At 64.4% G+C, this 25,010-nt stretch carries 33 protein-coding genes; 16 read left to right on the forward strand and 17 right to left on the reverse strand.

Annotated features, from left to right (window positions below):
* The first annotated feature begins 177 nt into the window (after nucleotides 1–177).
* Nucleotides 178–540: a hypothetical protein gene (locus ACZY08_RS29070; protein ID WP_463748080.1), complete on the forward strand. Its 363-nt coding sequence runs from the start codon at nucleotides 178–180 to the stop codon at nucleotides 538–540.
* Between the two features lie 103 nt (nucleotides 541–643).
* On the opposite strand, the gene ACZY08_RS29075 is transcribed toward ACZY08_RS29070, so the two are convergent.
* Nucleotides 644–1,063, reverse strand: a complete 420-nt coding sequence (locus tag ACZY08_RS29075) for a hypothetical protein (RefSeq protein ID WP_463748081.1) — start codon at nucleotides 1,061–1,063, stop codon at nucleotides 644–646.
* 276 nt (nucleotides 1,064–1,339) lie between these two features.
* On the opposite strand from ACZY08_RS29075, the gene ACZY08_RS29080 reads away from it, so the two are divergent.
* Entirely contained in the window at nucleotides 1,340–1,678 is a 339-nt protein-coding gene (locus ACZY08_RS29080) for a hypothetical protein (RefSeq protein WP_463748082.1), read from the forward strand.
* Nucleotides 1,679–1,682: 4 nt separating this feature from the next.
* Here ACZY08_RS29080 and ACZY08_RS29085 read toward each other — a convergent pair whose 3' ends face one another.
* Nucleotides 1,683–2,525, reverse strand: coding sequence for a chemotaxis protein (locus ACZY08_RS29085; protein WP_463781874.1), 843 nt, complete (start codon nucleotides 2,523–2,525; stop codon nucleotides 1,683–1,685).
* 34 nt (nucleotides 2,526–2,559) lie between these two features.
* On the opposite strand from ACZY08_RS29085, the gene ACZY08_RS29090 reads away from it, so the two are divergent.
* The gene (locus ACZY08_RS29090) at nucleotides 2,560–2,877 is read left to right on the forward strand and encodes a hypothetical protein (protein ID WP_463781876.1); all 318 of its coding nucleotides are present in this window, start codon (nucleotides 2,560–2,562) and stop codon (nucleotides 2,875–2,877) included.
* Nucleotides 2,878–3,446: 569 nt separating this feature from the next.
* Nucleotides 3,447–3,740, forward strand: coding sequence for a hypothetical protein (locus ACZY08_RS29095; RefSeq protein WP_463748084.1), 294 nt, complete (start codon nucleotides 3,447–3,449; stop codon nucleotides 3,738–3,740).
* Between the two features lie 317 nt (nucleotides 3,741–4,057).
* Here the strand turns inward: ACZY08_RS29095 and ACZY08_RS29100 are convergent, their stop codons facing one another.
* From ACZY08_RS29100 to ACZY08_RS29110, 3 genes are all read right to left on the reverse strand, one after another.
* On the reverse strand, nucleotides 4,058–4,516 hold the full coding sequence (locus ACZY08_RS29100; protein WP_463748085.1) for a hypothetical protein: 459 nt from the start codon (nucleotides 4,514–4,516) through the stop codon (nucleotides 4,058–4,060).
* Nucleotides 4,517–4,728: 212 nt separating this feature from the next.
* Nucleotides 4,729–4,998, reverse strand: coding sequence for a hypothetical protein (locus ACZY08_RS29105; RefSeq protein WP_463748086.1), 270 nt, complete (start codon nucleotides 4,996–4,998; stop codon nucleotides 4,729–4,731).
* Between the two features lie 56 nt (nucleotides 4,999–5,054).
* Nucleotides 5,055–5,756, reverse strand: coding sequence for a hypothetical protein (locus ACZY08_RS29110; protein WP_463748087.1), 702 nt, complete (start codon nucleotides 5,754–5,756; stop codon nucleotides 5,055–5,057).
* 140 nt (nucleotides 5,757–5,896) lie between these two features.
* Here ACZY08_RS29110 and ACZY08_RS29115 point away from each other — a divergent pair, with 140 nt between their 5' ends.
* A complete protein-coding gene (locus ACZY08_RS29115) occupies nucleotides 5,897–6,157 on the forward strand; it encodes a hypothetical protein (protein ID WP_463748088.1) in 261 nt (86 codons plus the stop codon).
* 1 nt (nucleotide 6,158) lies between these two features.
* On the opposite strand, the gene ACZY08_RS29120 is transcribed toward ACZY08_RS29115, so the two are convergent.
* The gene (locus tag ACZY08_RS29120; protein WP_463748089.1) at nucleotides 6,159–6,671 is read right to left on the reverse strand and encodes a helix-turn-helix domain-containing protein; all 513 of its coding nucleotides are present in this window, start codon (nucleotides 6,669–6,671) and stop codon (nucleotides 6,159–6,161) included.
* A 310-nt stretch (nucleotides 6,672–6,981) separates the two neighbouring features.
* Between ACZY08_RS29120 and ACZY08_RS29125 the strand changes: the two genes are divergently transcribed.
* From ACZY08_RS29125 to ACZY08_RS29165, 9 genes are all read left to right on the forward strand, one after another.
* Nucleotides 6,982–7,404 (forward strand): WhiB family transcriptional regulator, encoded by a 423-nt coding sequence (locus ACZY08_RS29125; RefSeq protein ID WP_463748090.1) that lies wholly within the window; start codon nucleotides 6,982–6,984, stop codon nucleotides 7,402–7,404.
* 15 nt (nucleotides 7,405–7,419) lie between these two features.
* On the forward strand, nucleotides 7,420–7,677 hold the full coding sequence (locus ACZY08_RS29130) for a hypothetical protein (RefSeq protein ID WP_463748091.1): 258 nt from the start codon (nucleotides 7,420–7,422) through the stop codon (nucleotides 7,675–7,677).
* Nucleotides 7,674–8,528, forward strand: a complete 855-nt coding sequence (locus ACZY08_RS29135; RefSeq protein WP_463748092.1) for a DUF6551 family protein — start codon at nucleotides 7,674–7,676, stop codon at nucleotides 8,526–8,528. Before ACZY08_RS29130 ends, ACZY08_RS29135 begins: the two co-directional genes overlap by 4 nt.
* Before the next feature lie 18 nt (nucleotides 8,529–8,546).
* Nucleotides 8,547–9,530 carry an alpha/beta fold hydrolase gene (locus ACZY08_RS29140; RefSeq protein ID WP_463748093.1) on the forward strand — a complete coding sequence of 328 codons (984 nt, stop codon included), beginning with the start codon at nucleotides 8,547–8,549 and terminating at the stop codon, nucleotides 9,528–9,530.
* On the forward strand, nucleotides 9,527–10,135 hold the full coding sequence (locus tag ACZY08_RS29145) for a hypothetical protein (RefSeq protein ID WP_463748094.1): 609 nt from the start codon (nucleotides 9,527–9,529) through the stop codon (nucleotides 10,133–10,135). The genes ACZY08_RS29140 and ACZY08_RS29145 overlap by 4 nt, the downstream gene beginning before the upstream one ends.
* A gap of 64 nt (nucleotides 10,136–10,199) precedes the next feature.
* A complete protein-coding gene (gene tnpB, locus ACZY08_RS29150) occupies nucleotides 10,200–11,594 on the forward strand; it encodes an IS607 family element RNA-guided endonuclease TnpB (RefSeq protein ID WP_463748095.1) in 1,395 nt (464 codons plus the stop codon).
* Nucleotides 11,595–11,812: 218 nt separating this feature from the next.
* The gene (locus ACZY08_RS29155) at nucleotides 11,813–12,214 is read left to right on the forward strand and encodes a hypothetical protein (RefSeq protein ID WP_463748096.1); all 402 of its coding nucleotides are present in this window, start codon (nucleotides 11,813–11,815) and stop codon (nucleotides 12,212–12,214) included.
* A 205-nt stretch (nucleotides 12,215–12,419) separates the two neighbouring features.
* Nucleotides 12,420–12,542, forward strand: coding sequence for a hypothetical protein (locus ACZY08_RS29160; protein ID WP_272937799.1), 123 nt, complete (start codon nucleotides 12,420–12,422; stop codon nucleotides 12,540–12,542).
* Between the two features lie 391 nt (nucleotides 12,543–12,933).
* Complete coding sequence (locus tag ACZY08_RS29165) at nucleotides 12,934–14,040, forward strand: helix-turn-helix domain-containing protein (protein WP_463748097.1); 1,107 nt, start codon at nucleotides 12,934–12,936, stop codon at nucleotides 14,038–14,040.
* Nucleotides 14,041–14,094: 54 nt separating this feature from the next.
* On the opposite strand, the gene ACZY08_RS29170 is transcribed toward ACZY08_RS29165, so the two are convergent.
* The 8 genes from ACZY08_RS29170 to ACZY08_RS29205 form a co-directional block, all read right to left on the reverse strand.
* Nucleotides 14,095–14,397 (reverse strand): toxin, encoded by a 303-nt coding sequence (locus ACZY08_RS29170; RefSeq protein ID WP_463748098.1) that lies wholly within the window; start codon nucleotides 14,395–14,397, stop codon nucleotides 14,095–14,097.
* On the reverse strand, nucleotides 14,394–14,621 hold the full coding sequence (locus ACZY08_RS29175) for a ribbon-helix-helix protein, CopG family (protein ID WP_463748099.1): 228 nt from the start codon (nucleotides 14,619–14,621) through the stop codon (nucleotides 14,394–14,396). The genes ACZY08_RS29170 and ACZY08_RS29175 overlap by 4 nt, the downstream gene beginning before the upstream one ends.
* A gap of 59 nt (nucleotides 14,622–14,680) precedes the next feature.
* Nucleotides 14,681–15,040 carry a type I secretion protein TolC gene (locus ACZY08_RS29180; protein ID WP_082941561.1) on the reverse strand — a complete coding sequence of 120 codons (360 nt, stop codon included), beginning with the start codon at nucleotides 15,038–15,040 and terminating at the stop codon, nucleotides 14,681–14,683.
* Nucleotides 15,037–16,665 (reverse strand): PPE domain-containing protein, encoded by a 1,629-nt coding sequence (locus ACZY08_RS29185; RefSeq protein ID WP_463748100.1) that lies wholly within the window; start codon nucleotides 16,663–16,665, stop codon nucleotides 15,037–15,039. The genes ACZY08_RS29180 and ACZY08_RS29185 overlap by 4 nt, the downstream gene beginning before the upstream one ends.
* A 13-nt stretch (nucleotides 16,666–16,678) precedes the next feature.
* A complete protein-coding gene (locus tag ACZY08_RS29190) occupies nucleotides 16,679–16,984 on the reverse strand; it encodes a type VII secretion target (RefSeq protein ID WP_131811592.1) in 306 nt (101 codons plus the stop codon).
* Nucleotides 16,985–17,053: 69 nt separating this feature from the next.
* Nucleotides 17,054–17,359 carry a hypothetical protein gene (locus tag ACZY08_RS29195; protein ID WP_064880202.1) on the reverse strand — a complete coding sequence of 102 codons (306 nt, stop codon included), beginning with the start codon at nucleotides 17,357–17,359 and terminating at the stop codon, nucleotides 17,054–17,056.
* Nucleotides 17,360–17,369: 10 nt separating this feature from the next.
* Nucleotides 17,370–18,905, reverse strand: a complete 1,536-nt coding sequence (locus tag ACZY08_RS29200; protein WP_463748101.1) for a DUF4226 domain-containing protein — start codon at nucleotides 18,903–18,905, stop codon at nucleotides 17,370–17,372.
* 122 nt (nucleotides 18,906–19,027) lie between these two features.
* Nucleotides 19,028–19,885 carry a DUF2637 domain-containing protein gene (locus tag ACZY08_RS29205; RefSeq protein ID WP_463748102.1) on the reverse strand — a complete coding sequence of 286 codons (858 nt, stop codon included), beginning with the start codon at nucleotides 19,883–19,885 and terminating at the stop codon, nucleotides 19,028–19,030.
* A gap of 693 nt (nucleotides 19,886–20,578) precedes the next feature.
* Between ACZY08_RS29205 and ACZY08_RS29210 the strand changes: the two genes are divergently transcribed.
* Nucleotides 20,579–22,456 carry a hypothetical protein gene (locus tag ACZY08_RS29210; protein ID WP_463748103.1) on the forward strand — a complete coding sequence of 626 codons (1,878 nt, stop codon included), beginning with the start codon at nucleotides 20,579–20,581 and terminating at the stop codon, nucleotides 22,454–22,456.
* A gap of 23 nt (nucleotides 22,457–22,479) precedes the next feature.
* Here ACZY08_RS29210 and ACZY08_RS29215 read toward each other — a convergent pair whose 3' ends face one another.
* The gene (locus ACZY08_RS29215) at nucleotides 22,480–22,734 is read right to left on the reverse strand and encodes a hypothetical protein (protein ID WP_463748104.1); all 255 of its coding nucleotides are present in this window, start codon (nucleotides 22,732–22,734) and stop codon (nucleotides 22,480–22,482) included.
* Between the two features lie 129 nt (nucleotides 22,735–22,863).
* On the opposite strand from ACZY08_RS29215, the gene ACZY08_RS29220 reads away from it, so the two are divergent.
* Nucleotides 22,864–23,190, forward strand: coding sequence for an ArsR family transcriptional regulator (locus tag ACZY08_RS29220; protein WP_463748105.1), 327 nt, complete (start codon nucleotides 22,864–22,866; stop codon nucleotides 23,188–23,190).
* A 122-nt stretch (nucleotides 23,191–23,312) separates the two neighbouring features.
* Here ACZY08_RS29220 and ACZY08_RS29225 read toward each other — a convergent pair whose 3' ends face one another.
* A complete protein-coding gene (locus ACZY08_RS29225) occupies nucleotides 23,313–23,954 on the reverse strand; it encodes a hypothetical protein (protein WP_463748106.1) in 642 nt (213 codons plus the stop codon).
* Nucleotides 23,951–24,931 carry a ParA family protein gene (locus ACZY08_RS29230; RefSeq protein WP_463748107.1) on the reverse strand — a complete coding sequence of 327 codons (981 nt, stop codon included), beginning with the start codon at nucleotides 24,929–24,931 and terminating at the stop codon, nucleotides 23,951–23,953. The genes ACZY08_RS29225 and ACZY08_RS29230 overlap by 4 nt, the downstream gene beginning before the upstream one ends.
* Between the last annotated feature and the right edge of the window lie 79 nt (nucleotides 24,932–25,010).

Consider the following 25,010-nt stretch of genomic DNA (forward strand, 5'->3'; position numbering starts at 1 on the left):
CCACATACGCACCAACCGACCCGCCACTCACCCACCAAAACTAACCACCACACCAACCCCCCAACCACACCCAAAACAACCTGGTCCGAACCACTTGCCGATGGCTGTCGCACAACCCGACGCGCTCTGAGTCAATGAGCATGACCGACATTTCATCGAACATCCGGGGGGAAAATCATGAAAAGTACTGTCATCGACCGCATCTGGCGCCGCTTCCGCCGCTCACCACAGCCAGACCCGACCCTGGCCTTAGCCACACCCACCGAGGCGCTCGACGCCGCCGCCCAGCTCCTCAACAACGCCTGCTCCCGCAGCGTCGCCGTCGCACTGTGGTCCAACATGGCGTGCCGGCCACTGGCCGCGCTGCTCTACACCGCATCCCCCGCAGGCAACGCCGGCGCAATGCCCTGGGTCCGCTCTACCGCAGCTTCCCTGCGCCACCCAGACGGGTGGAATGCAGCCACCGACGCATGCGCCGAGTTAACCCTCTGCTCACCGAATGGCTCGTCCCCGCTGGGTTCGATCACCGGCAGCGCCTGAGCATCGCCGAGGCCCTCAGCGAAGCAACCCACGGGTAATGAGGACCAAGACCAAGGCCCGCAATCGCAATATCTCATGAGATATCGCTCGAGGTATCCAGCAGCTACGCCGAACCGGACAGGTCGCGTTCTGCGCCTGCGATCGCGATGGTCTCGTAAGCGGCCCGAGCGGCGCCGGCGAATTCGTGGCCATCGCCCATGCCCTCAACCGCGGCCGAAAACATCGCGGTCACTCGGCCCAGTGCATCATCGCCCAACGCAGAGACTGCAACAGGCCGGACAGCCATCAGCAACAAGTACTGACTAAGTTCGCCGACCGTTGAACATCCCGTCTGCTCAGCGATGCTCACCAAATCCTCGCGCTCGCAGAGCTGCTCGGCAATCACCGTGTCCGCTGGATAGTCGGCAAGCTGCCCCAAGTACGTGGTGGCCACCGCGTCGACCAATGCCCGCAACGCCTTATCCGCCTCGGCGCCTATCCCCGGCCTGGCCGACTCTGCGCCCTCACTGCCACTGTTCACCATGTCCCCTACCTTCCCCCGACTGTGATAGTGCCAGCCACTTCCAAACTGCTTTGCCTTGACTGTTGTGTAACGCCGGGCCTCCACATACTTTTTGGAGGTGCAGCGGCTGGTCCCCTTTGCCGCAGCTCCCGAGGCCCCGGCGAAACCCCTCGTCGCCGGGGCCTCACTTATGCCTGGCCGGATACCAATGCAGGCTTGTTGTTTCTCGCTATACGAAACACGCCCACGCCGCCGTGAAACCCCTTGCTGGCGAATCGCCTCCGTAAAATATGTCTCGTGATGCTGACCAATCGCGGTGCCGTCGTCGACACTTGGGCGTCCTGGCGCTTCTACAACCGCGTACGCCCCCAGTTCCTCGCCTGGAACCACGCCCTCCTCACATTCGAAAACGAATCCGGCGATGGCGAGAAAATGGTGAAGTTCGTCGACGACGCCGGCAACATCCTCGAACTCCACGGCATCACCTACGGCTACGAGGGCGGCACGCCTGGCGAACTGGCCGAAATGCTGATCAAAGAAGGATTCCAAAATCCGGAGCGAATTCGCCATCTGGTGTACAACACCCGCGGCGACCAGAAATACCCAATGACCATCTCCCGCGACTCGCGAATATAAACGACTACACGTTCACCGGAGCGAACGACGGCGTAGGCACACCAGCACACCACGCCGCATACACCACGTCCGCCGGAGTTCCACTCTCCCAACAGCTCAGCACTTCCAGCCGCCGGCACTCGGCGAAATCACGCTGATACGCCACCGACTGCTGCGGATCCTCAATACCGATCACACCGGGCCGCTGCGAACCCGCCATCAACCGTGCCGACGAATACTCATCACGCAACGCCGACCACTCACCAGACGCCGGCCACCGACCCGCCACCACAGCCCTCGCCACAGCCTGAGCCGCCGGCGACAACTCCGGCCCACAATTGAACACCGCCTGCTGAGTCACATGACGCACATACGCATCCACCGCACCCGGATCCCCACCCGTCAAATCCAGATACAGACCTGGCGCAACGGTTTCCAACCGATGCGACCGACTCCGCACCAGCCGCGACGCCTCAGCCTCATCCGGACCACCAGCAGCCGGCACACCGACCGCCACATCCGCGACACTCTCATCAACCAGATCCGACCGCGACATAAACGTCGACGCCACCGCCGACACCGCATCACCGCGGGCCTGGATCGCTCTCAACACAGTCTCAGCCGGATTGAACCACCCAAACCACCGAGCATCGAACGTCGAATCGAACCGCGCCGCCAACGGCATCGACCTCGGCACAAACACGCCGGCCGGAACATAACCAGCACCCTCGTTCGTCGCAATCCACAACTCGGGCTGACCGGACACACCGCGCGCCACACCCACAGCCCACTCCAGACCCGGATACACCGCGCTCGACGCCGCCGCCAAATCAGCGACAACCTTGCGCGCACTCTCAAGATCCGTCATCGAAATGTCGCGACCCAACCGGCCACCGCCACCAATGCCCCCACCCACTGGCAGAAGGCCCGTCGCGCCAGGAGCTCCCGCTGGAGGCGGAGGCACCGCACCCGGCGGCGGAGGAGGCACCGCACCACCGCCCATCGCCGGCGCACCAGCCCCCGCAGCAGGCGGCAACACCGACCCATACGACGTCATCTGCGCACCTGGACCACCACCAGCAGCCGGAACGCCCATCGGACCACCAGCTGCCACCGGAGCCGACGACACCGCCGGCGCCGCAGGAGCACTCATCGTCGCAGGCGCGGCCGCCGGCGACGCAGAACCCATCGGCGCGGCCAACGGCGATGCCGGAGTCTGAGGAACAGGCTGAGCCGGCGTAACAGGCATCGAACCCGCAGCATTAGCCCCCGCAGCTAGACCTCGCCCGAAATCACCACCAAACGCGGCCCGCATAGCTTGCGACGACTGACCCTGCACAGAAGACGCCGGACTTCCCACATTGCTCGCCATACCAGCCGGATTCGCCCCACCAAGCAATCCCGACATCGGACCCATCCCGCCACTGGCCGCACCACTCAACGGTGACGCGCCACCACCAGGCGCAGACGGTGCCGACGGCAACGACGGCATCTTCGGAGACGCCGGCGAAGATGGTTGTGTTGGCAGAAGACTTGGAGTCGATAGGTCTTTGCCGAACGAAGAAGGAGAGCCCGCAGCACCATTTGCGCCGTGCCCGCTTCCCCCGCCGCTGCTCATCTCCTTGCCGTAGTCGCCGCCTGGCGAGTCGGGCTTACTAGGGTGGTGGTCGCCGCCGCTCGACGGGTCGGTACCAAATCCGCCGTCACCCTTCGGCGGAGTCTCTGGAGTTCCGAACTTATTTGAGAGGCTTTGCGTTTCGGTTGTCACGAAGCCTCGTAGTTCGGCTGCGTGTGCGTTGATTTGAGTGCGGTAGGTCGTGAGGATTGGTGCGACGGCCGCGATTCCTACCACCAAGTTGTTCGACTTCAGCACAGCCTCGATCTCACGGTGCGCGGTGTCGTGCGCTTCGCGGATGAGTCGCTTTGTGCGGCCGACATCCTCGCCCAGTCGACGCATGCCGGCCGAGCCTGTGGTGAGAACGTCAATCAGATGCTCGTGAGCTTGATGTTCACTCCAGTAATGCGCCTGCGCAGCTTCTGCCCCGTCGCCCGCAGTCCAACTGTTCGAAAAGACCTGATCTGATTGGTTTTTCGCCTCAGCCGATGCAGTCGTGTGGTCACTGGCGAGCTGCGCGAGCTGATCAGCGGACGCAGCGAGCTCAGTCTCTGATTCGGTCGGCCATACGTCCGGACCTACCAGAGACGCTGTGTACAAACCAGGCTGGAGCTGAACGTCACCGCCGCTCGCCATCCCGCAACCTGGCACGAAAGAGTCAGGCTTCGGAGGCTTCGCAGCAATGAACCGCTTCAGTAGCTGGCCCATCTGCTCCTGCGCAGTGTCCGAATACTGCTTAGGAGCGACAGTATCCGGCGCCGGAGGCTTCGGAGTGACGGCCGCCATCAGCGAAGCCCGCAGGCATCGGCCAGCGCGTACGTTGCATCGTTCGATTCTGATGTCAGCCGGTTAACGTCATCGACGCTCCCGTTTCCCGTCGCAGCGGCGGTCAGGTCGAGCGATGAATCGATATAACGGTGCGCAGCCCGGGATAGCTCATCTGATAGTGCAGGAGTCAGGGTGTTTTGAACGGCCGCAACGCTATTCACAGTCCGCAAGACGAGCGGCACGTTGACTTCGCCATTCACCACAACACCTCCCTGGCCTCGTTGGCCCCGAGCTGTCTTGTCGAAAGCTCCGCACAGTCTTGCCTTCGCCGCATTCTGCTCGGCTGCGGTGAATTGAGGCTCGCTGGGAGTCGCGGTCGTTGAGGCTGGTAGAGGTTCGGCTGCGGCGCTGTTCCGGGCGATCGCGTAGGTGACGGCCGCCGTGGCGGCCACGGCGACGACCATCAGGACGGCCATGGCGAGCACGATCACCCACAGGCTGGGACGTCGGTCGCGTCGGGTGACGGAAGGCGGCGGTGCAGCCGGTGGTTGCGGTGGAACGCTCTGGCTAGGAGGCGGTGGCGACAGGGGCCGCGGATCGGCCGTACCTTGAACCGGCCCCGATCCGGTCTGCGGTGCCCACGGCGATGTCGTGGTCATTGTTTCGCCCCCTCCAGAAGCCTCTCTCGCTACGTCGTCAGCACGCCTGCGCTGAGTTCCTCGGTCGTTTCCACCGAGGTCACACTCGCTACCGATGTAACAGACCCGAATGCCACCTTTGCTGCCAGATTCGCCGACGCCGACGCCAAGAGCAACCCCAACTCCGCGGTGTAAGGAGCGATGTATGTGCCGAACGGCAGCGCAGGCAGCCCCGCACCCGCTGTGCACCCTCGCGCGGCCGCAGCGGCAGCAAGACCACCAGCAGCATCCGAAGCTGACATATGCATGGATGACGCCATAGGCCGATGCTACCGCCGACTTCCGCCGCTCACAGCAGTCAAGTAGCGCCAATCTCTCAAGCGAAGAGCTTTGCCAGACGACTGTCTCTGGTCCACCGATCACCCAGCACCGCCGTGGCCGTCCACAAACACAACGCCGGCGCCGCAGGCCCTGCCAACCGCAAGGGCGCGACCTGTCCATCAAAAGCCAGCGTCAGCTGCCAACCGTCGAGATCCGGGTAGAACTCAGTGATCCCGCCGTAGTAGTAGCTCTCAAAGCCGGCATCGAGCGTGTTGCACAGTAGCCGGTGGTTCGTCATGGTCACCTGGATTTGCTGGTGATCGCGCCACCGCTGTTCCGCATCCCGACGAGCTGCCACCTTGCGACGGTGGTTGACCGCTGCACTCACCGCCAACGCACCAACCATCACCGCCGGCCGGCCAACCACCAACATGCCGGTCTTCTGATAGGCGCCATCACCGGCCGCGTACAACCGGCTGTACGACAAATCGGCCTCCAGGAGACCGAACTCATCCGCCGCGAGAACCGGCCCGAAAACCTCGATCTCAGGTGGACTGACGCCTTGCGCGAACCGGCGTGCGGCACCTCGCGCGTAGAGCCACCACTGCTCCCACTCGTTCCGCGGCGAGGCCACCGAATGGTGCTGACGCTGCTCGGGCGCGGAACCTCTCCGCTCGGGAAGGTTCGGATCGTAGACAGCCGGAAGCGGCCGGGCATCGCCGCCGGCAACTTGCTCCTGCCACCATCCGTCCAACATGCTCTGGATTATCAACCGTGCTACCGACATGCGCGACAGCTATCGGAGGTGAGCTTCGTCTGCTGGAAGACGCCGTACCTCGTAGCTCAATTCGTTATGAATGTGGCGCATCCGCGAGCGGCGACGTGTCATCGACAACCATGGACAACGACAAGTGCAGCGATCTCGACGACGAGTTACTTAACGAAATCGACCAAGACCTGTTGGACCAAATCGACAACGACCTTATGAGACTCGCCGAAATCGCAAATACGGAAGCGAACCGATCCGATGCAGACGTACTCGCCGAGCTCGACGCGCACATCCAGGATCTCGACAATGTTGTGGCCCATTCCGCGCCCGAAGGGCCACTCGCCCAGGTAATCAACATCGCCGACCGCCGCATGGTCCGTCGGCACTAGATCAGACCTCGGCCCGCAGCTCCGCGAGCAATGAGATCGCCTCACCTCGTTCCGAGTCGTCGAGCCACGGCAATAACGCGATGATTGCCTGCTCTGCTTCTCGTGCTGATCGCGTGACTTCGTTTATGAGGTCCGCGCGGGCCCCGGGTTCGATCTGATCGCGGTGTTTGGAAAAGGTCGACTTCATCGCCAGAACTTGGCGAGCGAGCGCAAAACGGTCGCCGGCTGCTGCAGCGGACCCTTCTGGGCCGTTGGATGTGGGTTCCGGCACTCGGGAGTTGGTCGCCTCGGTCGGCGTTCCTCCTCGCAAGGTTTCGTCGATGCTGCCCGGCTCCCACTCGAGGGCGATCTCGAGCGCGAGGCGCATGCGTTGACTGAGTCGGCCGTAGCGATTGTTCTCAAGCTTTCTCAGGGTCTCGACGGCAGGTCCGCCTCGTTGATGCACTTCCGCCTGAGTGAGATTGAGCGCGCGACGGCGACTCCGCAGCTCAACCGCCAGCTTCTCCCAGGACATGATCTCCACATCATGCCTGATAGACCGGTATCTCCCGGTGATTCTGTGGTAGAGGACCGGTATTCCCTGCCACTCCGACACGAAAACTGGGAAAAATACCGCCCAGTTTGAAAGTTGTGACGACCCTGCAGCGCCCATCGCCTGACCCGTCTTAACTGCATGTATGCGTGATCAAGCTGATTTCTACCCCAAGGCTTCCGGGAAACCTCCTTTGCAAAATACCGCTTGATACCGGTATGTCTGGTATGTTCCCGGTATATACCGGTTGATACCGGGCAATGTTGAGACGTCACACGGAATCGAGGGAACCATGACGACGAACTCTGACACCGGCCACACTCCTACGGCTCGGCTTGCCGATGATTTCGGTCAGGTGCCGGCCACGAGGCTTTTCGAGACCTCGGAGCCTCGGCCATGCACGGCCACCAAGCCGGGGCCCGGCAACGATCCCTGGTTTTCCAACGACCGCAGCCGTGAACGGGCTGCGCGGATGTGCAAGGCGTGCCCGTTCATCGGGCGCTGCGGCTACAACGCTGTCGCCAGTCGCGCGACCCACGGTGTGTGGGGCGGAGTCGTTTTCCCGGGCGATAAGGCCGCAGCACTCGAAAAGATCTACGCGCAGCTCCTGGACCAGTTCGAGCAGCGTCGGTCGATCGAGTTGGGTCACGCTCCGGCTCCCGAACTGCCGGCCGCGACCGCGCATCGCCGGCGCCGATCAGCCACCGCCGCCTGAAGAGCAGACAGCGCCGTGGACACCAACCTCCACCACACCTGCACAGGCGGATGCGGAACGCCCGTCTCCGACCCACGCAATCCGTGCGATACCTGTTGGGATCGCCTCCCATCCACGCTCAAACGCGATCTGCTGTTGAGCCTTGCCGGCGTCGAAATCAACACCGCCGTCATCTCTGTCGCCGAATTCTTCGGCAAGCCACTCCCCCAGTTTCTGGCCGGTGACTCCGGCCTGCGTGTCAACCAACCGCGCCAAGGAGAAACCACGCCATGACCACCACTGCTACGACCCGTCCCGCGCCCTACATCGCCGCGCTTACCGTCACCGAACTGTTCGTCGACCACAGCTACCAGCGGCCACTCGATCTGCCCCGGGCCCGGCGACTTGCCGAATCCTGGGAGCCGCCACTGATCGGGGTCATCGAGGTCTCCGACCGCGGATCCGACCAACAGCCCCGGTACGCGATCGTCGACGGTCAGCACCGCTACGCGGCGGCCAAGCTGCGCGACCCAAAAGCCGTACTGGTAGCCAACATCCACGCTGGACTCACCGCGCGTGATGAGGCGCACCTGTTCTACGAGATCGACGCCAAACGAACCCGCCTCACCGGATGGGACCGCTGGAATGCTCGCCGCGGCGCCGGCGACCCCGCCGTTCTCGCAGTCGAATCGATCGTCGAAGACGCCGGCCTGCGCGTCGAGGATTCTCCGACCAACGGTTCGGTCCGCTGCGTATCGACCTGCGAGAAAGTCTTCAAGCTCGGTGGCCAGCCGCTCCTGCGTGAGACGCTCGGCCTGATCACCGAGGTCTGGGGTGTCGAGGTCGAGGCCTTCGACTCACCCCTCGTGCATGGCACCGCGTTGGTGCTGTGGCACTACGGCAAGACAATCAACGTCGAGCGCCTGGCTGACGCCATGGTTGACGTCTCACCACGGCAATTCAAAGCCAAGGCCGTCGCGCTCCGCGAATACGAACGCGGCAGCCTGCCGAAACTTGCGGCCCTGGTGATCGTGAACACCTACAACCGCACCAAAGGGCCCAAACTCGATAAGCCCAAAGACTTTACGAAGCGCTCACCGCAAGCCGGCGTCCGCCGGCCCTCATCCTTGGCCGCAGCGTCCTGAGCCCGGTTGTGACAGATCATGGCCCCCGCAACCGGCAGCACCAGTGACGTAGCCGTCGTCCCGCCCGTGATCGAGCGGCACGTGCTCAGCGCGGATGGAACCGCGCTGGCCGTGTCCGACTACCCGAGCTCCGTACCGACCCGGCACACCGTCGTGCTCCTGCACGGATTCTGTCTTTCTCAGATCAGCTGGAGCATCCAGATCCGGCTTCTGCGCCGCGCGCGGCCGGACCTGCGGATCGTCAGCTTCGACTACCGCGGCCACGGCCGATCCGCCGCAGCACCGCTGCGCACCTACAGCATCGAGCAGCTCGCCGACGACCTCGCCCAAGTACTCACCGTCCTCAACGTCGCCGGGCCCGTCACACTGGCCGGCCACAGCATGGGCGGCATGACCGCCCTCACCTACCTCACGCTGCCGGCCCTGCGGCGGCCCGTCACCCCGGTCGGTCTCGTCCTGGTGGCCACCGCCGCCGGCCGACTCGCACAGCGCGGCATTGGCCGACTCCTCGGCCTCCCCGCTGTCGGGATGCTCGGCACCGTCGTAGACCACGCCCCGCACCGCGGGGCCGACCAGACCGTACGGTCACTCATCCGGCCGGCATGCCGAACATTCAGCCGCCTTGCCGGTCTCGGCAGTGCTGAACGGGCCGCGTTCGTCGAGACCGCGGCCGACGCAATGCAACGCACGCCGCTGGCCACCGCTGTCGGCTTCCTGCCCAGCCTGCAAACCTACGACCGCTATAACGAGCTCGCCGCCATCGCTGCTCGCACCGTGGTGGTCAGCGGCGGCACCGACACCGTCACCCCTGTCGCCCATGCTCACGACCTGGTCGCCGGCATCCCGGGGGCAGTCCACATGCACGCAGCCGCCGGCGGACACATGCTCCTGCACGACGCGCCGCGCCTCGTCGTCGACGCGATCGCGCGCACCCTCACACCACTGACGCATCCCACCATCACTGATGCGTTGGGTACGCCAAAAGTCTTGGAGGCGATATGAATACACACCAATCAGCAGACCCCAACGGCGTCGACGTGCGCCCCTACAACAGTGGTGCCGTGACACGAGTGCGGTACCGCGGCTGGATCGTCGACATCGACAAGGCCGGTGCCGTCGCCATGCCCCGCCAAACCGTCACCGGGCTCGCCGAGGATCTCGCCGCCTGCCTCGACGCCGCCCGCACCATCTCCGCGAAAAACGCGGCTGAAGCCAAGGCCGCCGCGGCGGCCGCCCGCGCCGATAAGGCCGCGGCCGCTCCCACACCAGCTCCCCACATCGTTGCAGCCGTACCCGACCGGCGACCCCAACTGCGTCCGCTCATCCAGGTACTCCAGGCCGCCCGCGACATCGCCGACCAACACTGGCACCCGCGCCGCAACGACATCTACACCTGCACCAAGCAAGCCTGGCTAGACCACGAAATGAGCACCCCGTTCGCCTGGCTCCAACGCGCACTCCGCGAAGCCCTGCCACCGAACACCACACTCACCGACTACAACGACAACTCCGACCACGCCGGCGCCATCGGCCTGTTCAACACCGCGATCCGCAATCTCACCGGAACACCCGCCCGCCAGCCGATCACGGTTCCGGCCGCATCATGACCCCGAGCTTCGGACAGTGGATCGTGCACCAGGCCCGCAGCACCTGGACCCGGAGATACCGAGCGTGAGCACACCGACCGCCGCTGCGATCGACGCCGCACCGACCGTGCGGGCCTACCGGTTCGCTCTCGATCCCACACCCGCCCAGGAACAACAGCTGCGATCACACTGCGGCGCCGCACGATTCGCCTACAACCACATGCTCGCACTGGTGAAAGCCAACCTCGAACAGCGTGCCGCCGAACGCACATACGACATCCCAGACACCGACCTGACCCCAGCGCTCAACTGGTCCTTCTACTCGCTGCGCAACCAGTGGAACCAAATCAAGAGCGACATCGCGCCGTGGTGGTCGGAAAACTCCAAAGAGCCATACGCAAACGGCATCGCCAACCTTGCCACCGCCCTCTCCAACTGGTCAACGTCACGTGCAGGTCGACGCCGCGGCCGAACTGTCCGATTTCCCAGGTTCAAGAGCAAAGGCGCCCGCCCCTCCTGTCGATTCACCACGGGCGGGCTCGGCCTCTTCGAGCGCGATCGCCGGCACATACGGCTGCCGAAAATAGGTGTCATTCGGACTCACGAGTCGACACGAAAACTCGCGCGTCGTGTCGAAGCGGGTACCGCGCGGATCAGGTCCGCCACCATCAACTTCGACCGCGGCCGCTGGCACGTGGCATTCAGCGTCGAACTCCCAGCTGGCCACGGTGGGCCGCACAGTCGGCCGGGCGCGGTCGTGGGTGTGGATCTCGGCATCACCCACCTCGCTGTCCTTTCCACGCCAGTGCAAGGCGTATCGGATGAAAATGGCATGGTCCCCAATCCCAATCACCTGGAGAAGGCTCAGAAGCAACTCCGCCGGCTTCAACGACAAGCTGCCCGCCGCCGCGGCCGAGACAAGCGAACCGGCGTGACACCGTCAGCACGCTGGCTGCGTACCCAGACCCAGATCAACCGGCGACACGCACGTATCGCCAACGCCCGTGCCGATGGCCTTCACAAAATGACGACTATCCTGGTTGACCGCTTTGAGACTGTCGTCATCGAGGATCTCAACGTTGCGGGAATGCTCGCCAACCACCGGTTAGCACGCAGAATCAGCGGGACCCGGTGGGGTGAACTCCGGCGCCAACTCACCTACAAGACCGCTGACCGTAGCGGCACGCTCGTCGTGGCCGATCGCTTCTACGCCAGCTCCAAAACTTGCTCCAATTGTGGCTCAGTGAAAGCCAAACTGAGCCTCTCCCAACGGATCTATCACTGCGAGTCATGCTCGATCAGCATCGATCGTGACCGCAACGCCGCTGCAAACCTGGCCGCCCTCGCAGCCAGCGCTACAGCTACGTCCTCCCCGAGTTGCGGGGCGACGGAAAACGAGCCCGATGGAAACCAGCACAAGACCAGCACCGCTGGCAGCAGGTACCGCCACGGGAAGTCCCACGAGGACAACGCCGCATGAGCAATCACGCGGCTGAGGCTTTCTGCGCTCAACGGAAAGCTTCAACGGCCAGTGGCCTATTGGCAGTGCCTTCGATGGCGCGTCTTGTGCGGCAGGCGAATCACGACTCGTTCGGCAGAGGCCTCCACGTGCTCGGTCGAAGTGCATTGCAACAGAGCGCGATACCTGAATATCGAAAGGACATGTAGTGCATGATGGCCATGAATTCTAGTGCGGTCGTGACCGCCACTCGTGACCAGCTGGCCGCCGAGCTCCGTGAGGCGGGCCGGCCGTTGTCGACGATGCAATTGGCTGCTCGGTGTGGGATTCCGTGGCACACTGTCCGGCTCGTCGACGCGAGTTGTTCGTGGGCGCAGGCCTTCGCCGGGCATCGCTATGGTGCGGTCCTCGAATGCCGCGGCTGTGTCCATACGGTGGCGGTGCCGCCGCTGCCTGGTCTGATTCATCCTCTCCTGGTCGATCTGGAGACTGCCGGTGTCATCGCCCGCGTCGGCGGTCCCGGCATAGGTAAGCAGCTTGAGGACGTCTTTGTGCGGCAGGCGAATCACGCGTGGGTGAGTTGGCGCTACTGCGGGCCGCGTTCGGATCCGGAGTTCGACGCCGTGGTCGCCGGCTTCTGATCGGCGATGACGGTCGATCTCGTTCGATACCGAATCATGTTGATCTGTAGTTACTTTCGCGCTGAATGCGCCGCGTTGTCGGCGTGTCTCGAATCGGCATCCACTTAGCAATGACAAGGTCACACTCATGCCACAGCCGCACAAAGGCGACCGTCACAAAATTCCAGTGCGTCCGGTCGACCGCGTTTACCGAAAGCTGGAAGAAATGCGCATCGAGGCCGGCGTCAGCTCCATGTCCCAGTACATGAGTGACGTCCTCGCAGTGTGGGCCGGAATGCCCGAACTCGCCCGCGAACTCAATCAGGAGGTGTTGCAGATCAGCGCATAGGACCTGCGGGTGAATTCCCCGCTGCCCCAGCACATCTGAATAGCGCGCGATAACCACCCCATAACGACGAACACCCCCGGCTGGCGGGCCGAGGGTAAACGTTCGTTGCGAGTACGAAGTGCCAAGTTTGCCGGCTCGGTACTTCTCGTAGGCGACTCGCGCACCTATCCCCGAAGGGACTGTCTTGCTGGACAGATCTCACGGTAGCGCACACCTCCGGCAAGGTCCAGAGGACGCGCAACCGTCTCACCATCCTGCTCGGCCGCCCGGTGCGGCCGAGCATCTGCGGCGCCCCTACCAGGGGACAAGCCGCACGAAACGTCGCCGCGGTGTAATCCGCACCCGGCCGCTTCCAACGGCGCAACGTCGACGACGCGCTGCCCGTAAACCGGTGCCACGGGGCCATGTGTGGCTGGACGGCGAGCTCGTCTACCTGGAACTCCCCGAGGGTGTCCACAAAGGCGTGCCGTGCTGGACTGGCAAGGCTGCCCGCTGGGTGCATTTCACCGTGGCGATCGCCTATGACTTGCACTATGACGAGATCCGGCCGCAGATGGGCAACGGTGGCATCAGCAAGTCTGCACTGCTGGCGATCGCCGCGGGGCGGGCGCGCTACGCCGACCACGACACCGGCCGTAACTGCCGTCCCACCAACGACCAGCTCGCCGAAGCCACGGGTTTCTCCGTGCGCCAGGTGCAGCGGGCCAACGAGGCGCTGCGGTTGTTGTCGGTGGCCACCGAGATCTTGCGCGGTCGGCAACGGACGCTGACGGAGCGGTTGGCGTCGTGGCGTGTCGGTGATCGTGGCCGGGGTTGGGCATCGGTGTGGGTGCTTCACGATAGTGCCTGGTTGGCCCCACTTATTAACAGCTTGTCACCCCACCTCGTAGGGTCTCTTTTTACTTATAAAAGCTCGCTTTTACGAGAACTCACTACCACCAAGCGGACGCCTGCCGGCGCCCGCGGTCGCGGCGCGGGGCGCCGCAGTTGCCCGGACAAGGACGGTTCGGCCCTGGCCCGGGCTTGGAGGGCCCATCCTGGGGCCCCACCGTGGTCGAGGCGCTACTCGGCGGACGCTTGGGCTGCGATGCTGGCCGCGCCGGCTCGCCACGGCTGGACGGCACGTGATCTCAACCAGCTGATCACCGACTGGATCGGCATCACCGGACGTCGTATCCCTGACGCGCCGCACAAGCCGATCGGATTGTTGGGCGCGATTCTGGCTTGGCACGGTGCCGAGAACCTCGACGATCGGCCGGCCGCCGCCGACGAAGCCCGCGCGGCCGAGGAACTGGCCGCTGCTGCGGCCCGGGTTGCGAGGCAGGCCACCGAGCTCACGCCGCCGAACGGTCCGGATGGCGGTGGCGATGGTCGCGTCGCCGCGCGTGAGGCGGCGCTGGAGGCTGCGCGCAATGCTGCCCGGAAGCGGACCGCGGAGGCAGCACGTCAGGCCGCGCAGTTGCAGGATGCGGTACGCCGGGCCCGCGGTCCGGAGTAGGTGTGAGTGGTGAGATGCCTTGGGGTTGTGGGGAACAGTCTGCTTGTGCGGGGGTTAGGAGATGAGAGCGGTCACCATGCTTGTCGTCTGGTGTAGTGCGGTGGGGCCGATGTTGCCGATCGGTTCGTCGAGTGCAGCGGCCGGGAGCCATTGGACGAGTTCGGGGAGTGCGACGCCGGCCGGATCCGTCACCGGGACGACCATTGCCATTGTGGCATTGGGGATTTCGCCCGGAATGTAGGGGCAGGTGATCACGCGGCCTGTTTCGGCGGCCAGGTGGATTGGGTTGGACAGGACGATCACGAACATTTCGTTCTTGGTGTCGCGGCGCGGCACGATGTCGCCTGGTCGTATCACAGGCCGGCCGCTCGGTTTGCTTGGTAGATCTGCTGGGCGTAGTCGTCGATGTTCAGTGCGGGCACTGTGTGAGTTGTGTAGTTCTTCAAGGCAATTCGAAGATGCTCGTGGCGTAGGGCTTGCTCGATGAGCTCTGATCGGTTGAGGCCTGCGGCTTTGGCGTCGCTGTCTGCGGCTGCCAGCACTGCGCCGTCGAGTGTGACGGACACCTTTTCTTTCGGCATACCAGGCATCGTACTAACAGTGGGAGGATTCGTCCTACCGTGCGGGTCGCTGCGCAGAGTCAGTCGGGTAGTTCGACGTAAGGGACGCCGAGCACGTCGGGTTTGAACCGTGGGTCGCCCGGTGAGAGGTATTCCGCGTAGAGGTTGCGGACCTGTTCGGCGAACTGTGCGCGGGTCTGGCGGAGGGCGTCGGTCATGATCTGTTCGAGCTCGGTGTTGGTGTATTTGTGCAGGGCGTCGTCGTCAACCTCGAACACCGTCAGGTCGCCGTTCTCGTCGAACCGGACCGTTACGTCGGGGTGAGCCTGGTCGAGGGCGATCTTCTCGCACGCATCCATCCAGGCGCGGTTGCGGGCGCGCCAGTGCGCGATCCCGCCTTCGACCCGCGCCACGTACTCGTCGTCGGACAGCTGCGTCATTTCTTGTCCCCCTCAGCCTGTTTGACACTGCGTGCCTCGCGGCGGCCTTTGACCGGTTCGGTGTTCGGCTGCTCCTCGATGTGCAGCCGTCGCTCCGGATAGAGCCGGCGGTCGTCTTCTGAGCCGCCGCCGCGGCCGCCCATCGGTGCACCCATCATCGGTGGCATCATGCCGCCACCCATCGGCGCCCCGCCCATCGGTGGGCCGGCCGGTGCCGGTGCGCTGACCGTCGCCGGCGCCGCGGCGATCGGTGCCGATGTGCTGGCGGTGGTGGCCGGCGCTGTCAGCGGGCCCGCCGGTGACGATGCCGGTTCGGTGTCGCCGGGCATTCCCCCGCCGCCTCCGCCGTCGAAGCCGCCGAAATCTGGTGTGCCGCCGCCGGCTTCGTCGCCGCCGCCCAATTCCGGCGCTGCGGCTGACATGGCCGACGTCAACGCGCTGGCGCCTTGCGTGGCACCTTGGACCGCTTGGTTGCCGACCTCCTGCAGTTTCTGTCCTGCACCGCTCACTGCGCCGAGTCCTCCGCCCAGGGCGCCGGACACGCCGCCGAGCACGGCTGGCAGAACGGTTTGCATCATTTCGGATGCGGTATCGGTCGCGCCGTCGAGCGCGGGATCGGACAGCGGATCCGCCGCGGAGAGCGGGTCAGCGGTGTCTGTGTCGGTGCCGGGCAGGTCGGCGGGGTCTGTGCCGTCGTGGGTCGCGTTTGGTGTCCCATGAGGTCCGCCAGGCCGGTTTTCGGGTGGTTGCAGTGTGCCCATCGGGCCGGTGTTGGCGGCCGCGGTGTACTCGGCGAATCCCCGGGTCGCTTTCTCGTTGGCTTCGGCGAGCTTGAATTGCAGGTCGGTGATGGTGGCCGAATAGCGGCCCATGCTGCCCGGTTGCGAGTTGGCGACGTTGGCCGCGTGCAGGCGGCGCTCCAGGTCACTGAACACTTCCGGTGCCGGAATGGTGGCTTTGGCCTGGCGGAAGTTCGCGGCCTGAGTGCGTGCGTGCGAGGCCAGTGAGCGTGCCTGTTCGGCGTGTTCGGTGTAGCGGGTTTGCAGGCTCGAGATGTGGGTGTCGGCCTGGTCTGCGGCGGTCGACGTCCAGCTGTTGGTGGTGTCGGTGCGTGCCGATTGCACGGTGTTGGCCGCGTTGTCGAGCGCGGTCGCCCTGTTGTCGAGGGTGGTCGCGGCCGCATCGAGGCTGTCGGCGCCCGGGCCGCCGTGGATCAGTTGGGCGATCTCGTGCCCGGTGGTGGGGATGACGCCGGCCGGTGCGGGTACTGCCGGCGGGGCCGGCACGTCGGGAGCGGTGAACGTTGGCATGTTGACCGAAACAGGGGCGGTCGAGGCAGCCGTGTCGCTGTAGGCCAGGCTGCGCGAGGACTCGGTCTCCTGCTCTTCGTAGGTGGCGGCCGTGGTGTTCAGCCGCGCCGACGTGTCGCTGGTCCGCACGTTCGACGACGTCGTGTCGATGTCCAGGCCACCCATCAGAGTGGCCAGCTGGGTGGTGACCTGCACCGAGGTCGCGTCCGCGGCCGGAGGCGTGACCGACGCCCCGGACGGGGCAGTCGGTGCCGCGTTCAGAACCGCGCTGGCACCGCGCACCCCGTCCGGATCGATGTCGACGTTTTTCCCCATATCGTGTGCCGATCTAGGTCGACAACGCCTTGGTGTTGGCGTCCTCGGTATCGCCGTAGCTTTGCAGGTCACGACGGATGTGTGAGGCCACACCCGAAGCGAAGGCGCCGAAACGCTCGCCAGCCTCACTGCGGGCCTTGAGCGCTGCGGCGTATTCCTGTCCGATCGAGGACGAGCCCAGCTTGCCGAACGCTCCCTTGGCTTCGGTGAGCGTGGCATCGTCGACGCGCAACCGCTCACGGGCGGCGTCTGCTTCAGAGTCCCACCACGAGGCGTGGTTGTTCCACTCGTCGGGATCGAGGTTCAACGATCTGCTCATCGGTTTCCTCCTGCTGTACCTAGTGGCTGCATTTCCCCACCGTAACCACGGTTTTCTGGTTATGCCGTATCAGAAATTGATGTTGCGGCGTCGGTACTCGTCGATCTCTGAGGCCATCGGGTAGGCGGCTGTGCCCGGGGCGATGTTGGCGCCGCGCTCGTTCATCGCCGCCAAAGAGTCACACCGCACCCGCATCAACGCCACCTTGTACAAGTGCAGGACGCGTTCGGACAGCTCTTCGGCCGTCCATGTGGCGTTGACTTCGGGCTCGATCTGCACACGAGGTACCTCGTTGGCGTCGAGTTCGACCATCAGCGCTCCGTCGCGCGACGACTCCACATAGGTGTGCTCGGTGGTCGTTGCTTCAGGCTGCATCGGCGTTCTCCTACACGGCTCCGACACCGGTGGATCGCGCGGATGCGCCCGGCGCCTGTGTCCAGCCTAGAAAGTCTGTACGGCTGCCGAGTGCACTAAGTGGTTGCACCTGCCCATCCAGCCAGATTTTTCGGTTCCCAAGGGCCAGGATCGGCTCCTGAGCGTCAAAATAGCCCAGCTCGCCGCCCTTCATCATGTTCGGATCAACCGGTGCGGTCACCGCGGTGCCCGGCGGTGGCAGCTGGATGTTGTGCGCGGAATAGGCCGCGGTCACGCCCATGCCCTTGTTGATCACGTCATCCATGACCGCTTTGGTGGTCGGGTCGGGAGCCTTGAACTCTTCGTCGCCGGCCTTGACCGTCAGGTCGGACTCCCCCGGCTGCGCCTTGCCGGCTTCCGGAGCAGCGGCTTCCGGCGCACCGTCGTTCTTGGCGTTCGGGTCGCCGGCGAGCGGGTCAGCCGGGTTGGTCGGCGGGGTTGGTTGCGGCTTGTCGTCCTTGAACTCCTCTTTGGGTTCTTCGGGCTTCTTGGCTTCCTCGTCTTTGAAGCCGTCCTCAGGTGACTTCGGCGCATCATCGGCCGGTTTGTCGGTGAAACCGTCCTTGGCCATGCCGGCCAAACCACCACCCAATGACCCGAGCATGGAGCCGAGATCTCCGATCGGCAGGCCTCCACCGCCCATGCCTGACATCATCTGCGGCAACGAGCTCAGCCCCGCCAGCGCCGGACTCAACGCTGACAGCGGATCCATCATGCCGCCGCCCAGCGGGCCCAGGCCCGCCAGCGGATCCTCCAAGGGGTCGCCACCTCCCGTCGCCGGGCCGCCGCCGACCGCCGCTGGGTCGCCACCTGCACCACCAGTGCCGCTACCATCACCGCCGCTGCCGGAAGAGCCGCCGCCCTCGCCACCGCCGCCGGCCTCGTCGTGCTCGTCGCCCTTCGGACCCGTCGTGTGGTACTCGTCGCCCAGCTCCTTGAGGATCTGCGCCTGGGTGGCGGAATCGACGTGGGCATCGGCGAGGATCTTCTGGACCTCCGCGAGCTTCTCGTCAAGGAACTTCTGGAACGTCAACAGGCCGGCCGGGTTGTTCAACGCCTCCGGCCCCATCTGGGCCTTTTTGTCCTCGATCTCCTTGAGGATGGCCATTACCCGGTCATACGATGCCTTGTTGGCCGCGAAAATCTCCTTGAGCTTGGCCGCAAGCTTCTCGTCGATCGCCGACACACCCGCAGTACCCGTGCCGTAGTCGCTGCCAGCCTGGTTCGCACCACCTGGAAGTCCACCATTCTGTGCACCGGGCGCCGGCGGCGCGGGCGGGGGTGGTGCGGCCGGCGGAGGTGGCCCGATCGGGTCATGACCCGGAGGTAGCGGATAGGTCGGATCAGTCGACGTCCCTCCACCACCACCGCTGCCGCCGCCGCCATCGATCGTGGGCGAGACAGCCGGTGACTGTGGCGGCGGTCCGAACAGGTTGCCAGCGGCGCCGATCAACTTGCCCACGTGGAACACGGAGTCCGCCAAGATCTGGTCAAACGGAATCGTCACCGTAGACCCGTCCTTTCATTCGGGGGCGCCAGCCGCCGCAGTTCTATTGATCTGAACGCTATGGACCGTTTGCCGGTTACGCGACACCGAAATCGCGCCACTGCAACAGGGGCAGGTGGCAATCAGCTGGCAGTACCGCACTGAGCGTCCACTCCGATCCCGAGAAGCACGGCTGTCTCGTCACGCACCTTCGCCACGACGTCGTGATGCCGATCGACGCGTCGGCCGATCTCTCGCAGCTTCAGCGGCGGCTGACTGTGGAACAACAGCTGTACCGTCTCGGCGATCACCTCCTGCGGATGGCCCGTCAGCTTGCCGCGCGCCTGGATGCCGGCGGCCACTGCCAACGACAGCTCAGCCACTCCCCCGACGTAGTTGCCGACCTCTGCGGTCGCCGGTGCGGTGAGCTCGTCCTCGGGTGTGAATGCCCAAAGTCGAGCCAGCAGATGGGTACAGGCCAAGAGAGCGATTGGAGGGATGCAGGATATGCCGGCCCCCAGCCAGGAGCCGGCCGTGACGGGGCCCTGGTCCTGGCCCGTGAGATGTGGCAGCAGAGGGTGAATGAAGTTGGCGCTCATACTCACAACGGCCCCGAAGGCCAGAACGCACCACGAGTAGATCTGGTTCGACTTCTGCCCGGAGTAGCCACCGAACGCCACCAACGACATTGTGGCCACGATGATCATGCCGTCGACGATCAGCGGCCACATCCACGCGATGTATCCCGGCCACGCCAGCTGCGACGCCATATCCCATAGCGAATAGAACGAGAGTCCGAATGAGCCGAGAGCGATGAACACCGTGACGCCAACCGCGCTGCGTCGGGCGCGGCGCAGCATCCGCAGCTTCTCGTCTGCGCGGCTTGTCGCCCCAGGCTCTCCCACCGCGGGCGGCGGCTCTGGACTTGTCGGCTGAGCTGACGGCGCTGGTTCGGCCGAAGCCTCAGGTGCCATTGGGGGCCGCTCATCGAGGAGGGTCATTCGGGCTTCCTTTGCATAGCTCGGATCTCGACTCGAAGTGTCAGCGGCAACCCCAGCCTTACGCGACAGCCAAAGCAGATTCGAAGCATTCCGATGGTGGCCGGTGCGTGGTTCGGGGCTGGGGTATCGCCTTCCGCACCTGTTGAACGTGCTGGGGCACCACGTGCGACAGGCTCATGGAGCCGGCGGAAGGGCCGCATCGGCCGCTACGTACCGACCAGCCATCGACAATCAAGGGGCATGACCAGCGTGTCTGACCGGTTTAACCGGCTTTCCGTGCCAAACTCGGCGTCAACACGAGCACCAGGAGGCACACCTATCACTTTGCCGACGCGTCGGACGCTGCACCCAGCGTAGGACGCCACCGGGTCAAAAACCAGAAATCCCCGCCGAAGCGGGGAGATCCGAAACCTAAACCGAAGCGCCAACTTCCGTTCAGGCGACCCGTAACAACCGAATTCTCTGACACCGATTTTGGGGCCAACCACGTAAGGCTGGCTCCAGGATAAAGGACGCCCTTGTGAGCCGCAATGAACGACACTCCATTGTGATATTGGCGCGGGCAGTTCGGCCCAATCAGCCCGGCCCGCAACCGTTTTCCGTGACCAGCCCGTGACAACGGCGGTCCTCCCAGCCGATCCCAGGGCCCCAGCCTGCCCGCCGGAGCTCGTGTGGAAACGGCTGGCACGACTGGTGGCTGCGCCCGGGCGCAGCCGCATGCGCCTGTGGAACCCCGACACCGGGAAGTTCAGCGACACCGCCAAACACTGCGAGCGACTTCCGAGCCGGCCCGCCGCCGTCTATCTCTACTCACATCGCCGTACCCAGACGTTGTGGTTGGACTTCGATGCCAAGCTGCACGGCCCCGCAGCCGTTGCCGCAGACCTGTCCAGGGCCGCCGAATTGATCACCGAATGCGGCGGAGTGGTCGTCACCGATCGATCCACCAGCGGTGGCCGACACTTGATCTGCCCACTGGCCATCGGCACCTCAGCGTCACTTGACGAAATGAACCACCTGGTGCGGCTTCTCGCAGCCCGGCTGCCCACCCTCGACATCACCCCGAACACCAACCCCGACACAGGTTGCATGACGCCGCCGGGATCACCATGCCGCGAAGGTGGCTACCGCCAGCTCGACGGAACCCTGGACGCCGCCGTCGAGGCCTTCACCACACGATCCGATCCCAGCCTGCTACCCCGGTTGCTCATGCTCCTCGGTGCTCTCAATCCACCAGACCGTCAGCGCCCCACCACCGCACCAGAGACGCCCAGCGCCGCAGACGAATACACCGTGGGCGCCGGCGACGACCAACGCATCAGCGCACCCTACGTCCGCCACGACCCGCTGCCGGCCGACGTCGCCGCCTACGCCACGCACGGAACACTCAACCCAGCGCGCCTCACATGGCAGTCCAACCACGAGGCCCGCCAATCCGTCGTCGTCAATGCGATCGCCCGGGGCCACAGCCTGGCCACCCTGCGCCAAATGATCGAGCCGAACGGCCCCTGGCACCAAGGACTCGGATCCGCCTACCGCCGCTACGACCACCGCGGCGACCAGGCCCTCGCACGCGATGTCACCAAAGCATTCGACTGGTTGATCAACAACGTCTTGAAGTCCTCTCCCCCACGGCACAAGAAGAAGAACTCACCGGGGGGATACACCCCAGGACCACGCGGACCGAAGGATCTTCGGGACTGGCTCGCCAACGCAACCGCCTGGGCCGACAAAGAGTTCGCCGGTAAGCGATACCGCTGGACAGTGCACGCCGTTCTACAGAGCATCGCTTTCTACGCTGTGATGGCCGGAGAACAACGATCAGGAACCTGGCTGGTAGGTGTCGGCGGCCGAGCACTCTCGCTGAGCTGCGGGCTCCTGAGCGAAGACACCATCTGGCGGGTACTCGCAGACCTTCGGGAAAGAGCCGGCGCGCCCCTCGTCCTGGTCAGACACCACATCGGAACCGAGGCCGACGTCTACGCCCTGACCACCCAGAACCGCGTGACCAACGACCCGGCCGCCGCTGAACGCGTCCGAATCGAACCAGTGCACGACGCCTGGATCGTCCTGGGCCACCACCTGCGCCGAATCTACGAACTGGTCGCCCACCATGGGCTGACCAACAAGGCCGACATTTATGCGGCGGCCGCGGTGCCCAGAGCCACCGGCGACGCCATGGTGCTCGACCTCGAAGTAGCCGGCCTACTCACACGCACCGGCCGAGGCACCGTTGGTCGGGGGCCCGTCGAGCTCGACACCATCGCCAACAGCCATCAGTTGGGCGACTATCGCACTGCTCGGCTGCAACGTCATCAGGCCGAAAGAGCCGCCTGGAAAGAATGGCTCGACCAACGCCAACAAGCCCGCAACGGGACACCGCAGGCCGGATCATCCCAAGAAGCACTCATCGTCGCCGGGCCCTCACGAGGTCTCGACGAACCGACCGAACACGCTTACCTGGACCTCACGATGTCGACCGGTCCCCCACCGATGGACGACATCGACATCGAGCGGGAAGCGATCGACATGATCGCCGACCTGCTGGGCGGGAGGATCCTCGCCGCGTAGAAGACTGGGTGACCCGGTATCCCTCAGGACGCCTGGGCCGGCTCCAAGATTTCGCCGTTCTTTTCGCAATACTCGTGAGCCTGCTTGATCAGCTCAGTGACGAACGGTTCGAGCAGCACGGCAACCTTGACGCCCTGGGCTTCTGCGAACTTGGTGAGCGCCTCGTGGTCCAGGGCACTGACCCGCTTGGCCACCATCTTCTCGCTGGCACGAGTCTCGTTGTGCCGCCAGTTCCTCCGGCGACGCGGCGCCTTGGCGACGTCCGGTGTGTCCGGCATATGCGCGCTCCGTTCAAACTCACGGTACCTTGGTGGCATACCCACTCTGACCAGGTATTACAGGATCTGTGTAACAGAATATCAGTAACAGGAAACCTGTAACAGAAATCCTGTAATAGCATGTCAGGCGTGTCGTCGTACGCCCAATCCGAGAGAGTCCAAGAACTCTCCCGGGTGGTGTTCGGCCAGAAACACCGACTCGCTGTCATGGCGGCGATCGCGCAGAGCGACGGCCTGGTCAACCCCAGCGACCTCGCGATGCAACTCGGATTCGGAGCACAAAGCGCCATCCAGCAGCCACTCAAAGACCTCACCGCCGCCAGCCTGATCACCCGCCAAGACGGAATGGGCCGCGTCTACTACCGGCGAAACCCGCACACACTCTGGGACGCCGCCATCGAATTGCTCGGCCAAGCCCTCGCCGTCGACATCGGCTCACAGACCGTCGAGAACTGATACACCACCACGCCGGGGCGTATCGGTGCGAAACTGTCGCCCCTTTGCGGACCTCGACGACCTGGTGAGAGCATGCGGATCCAGCCCCGACATCTGGACGGATAAGGCTGGATCCGCAGCGCTCACTGAGCTGTCGCGTCCTTCTTGCCCGGAAGGAAAGCGTTGAGGACCGGGGCGATCCACGTCGACCGGGTATCAAACCCCAACTTCTTCCCGATTTGGTCGATCACCGCCTCCTGCTCCGGCGTCGGGCTGAACGAGATCTGTGAACTCCCGCCACCCAGATACCGCACCGCCGACGGGTCAGCTGGGAACAGGTCGTTCACCGGAGCCGTGCTGTACCGCGACTCCTGGATGATCTGATCGAGCTTGTCGGCCTTGTGCATGGCGCTGATCGCCTCCAAGACCACTTGCAGGTTGGTGGATTTGTTGTCGTGCCGGTACTTCTCGAACCGCTTCTTCACACCTGCGGTGACGTACACGGCGGAGGCCGGCTTGGTCCGTGTCCGAGGTCGACCAGGCTTGCGGGTGGTCGGAGCTTCGGGCGCCAACCGAACCGGCGCCACGGCCGTCGGCGGCGTCGAAACCGGTTGCGGATCAAGCTCAGGAACAGGCTGGCTGCGCTCCGGACGCTCCGGCACAGGTGCAAGCGGAGCCGCTGAGACGTCACCGACAAGGTCGGCCAGACCGGCGCCGCGGCTCTTCGGTTTGGTGATGTCGCCGAGATCCTCTGCGGGAAGCTCCTGCCGGGTCAACTTGCTCATGGCCAAACTCCTTCTTCAATCATTTCGGCGCGGATCTGCGACCCACGTCTGAGAATCTCGCCTGTCAGCTCTGCGAAGTCCTCGGCAACTCCGGCGGATGTCTTACTCACGACGGCATTGGCATCGGCCTTCCCTTTTCGGATGGCCGACCGCGATGGATTGTTCGCGACTTCCAATTCGAGTTCGTGGGCCAGCCGGCCAAATTTCGGCACGTCCCGGCCGACGGCTTCCGAATGACGAATGAACGCCTTGAACATCACGTCCTCGTTCTGCCCCAGGTCGGACGCGACATTCCTACCGTGTTCCTCGCGGATTTTCTTCGACGCGATCCCTGACGCGAACACGCAGCAGCCCAACAACATCACGTACGGGTTGTGTTCGCGCATCGCCCGCAAGTCACCGGCCACCTCACGCAGTCCGATCCTCGACAGGTCGTCGGTCTTCATCGGAATTACCACGAAACGTGCCGCACATAGAGCTGCCTGCAGCAATAGCTGGTTCTCCGGTGGCGAGTCGATAAAGATCACTCCGTACTGATGACTGATCTCCTGAAGAGCCACGGCCAGCGACATCAGCACCTGTTTGGCTGATTGGGAATTGCCCATCTCTGCCGCCATGACGGGTGCGATGCGGCGGATGTAGGGCCCACCTGGCACTACATCCAGCCCGGGCCGAACATCACGCACCGGGCTGAGCGCAGCACCAGCGGTGATCGCGCTGTAGAGGTTTCGGCCCTTGTCATCGGCCTCGGTGTTGGCGAAGCCCAACATCGTCGCGACATTGCCCTGCCCATTGAGATCGACCAGGAGAACCCGAGCACCGTCGGAGGCTAGAAGCGCCGCACCGTGCGTCGAGCATGTCGTCTTACCTACCCCACCCTTACCGTTCGCGAACAGATAAACGTTGCCGAGCCTGCTCCAATTGACCGCGGGTTCTGCGGTCCCAGAATCATCCCAAGCGGCTACGCTGCTAGTCATGTGGGCGCCTCACTCTGCGAGTATCGGGAGTTCCGCGCGCCTGCTGAACCGCACCGCCGAAGGTGCCGCACACCATGCA

This window comes from Mycobacterium sp. IDUB_9, assembly GCF_055419505.1.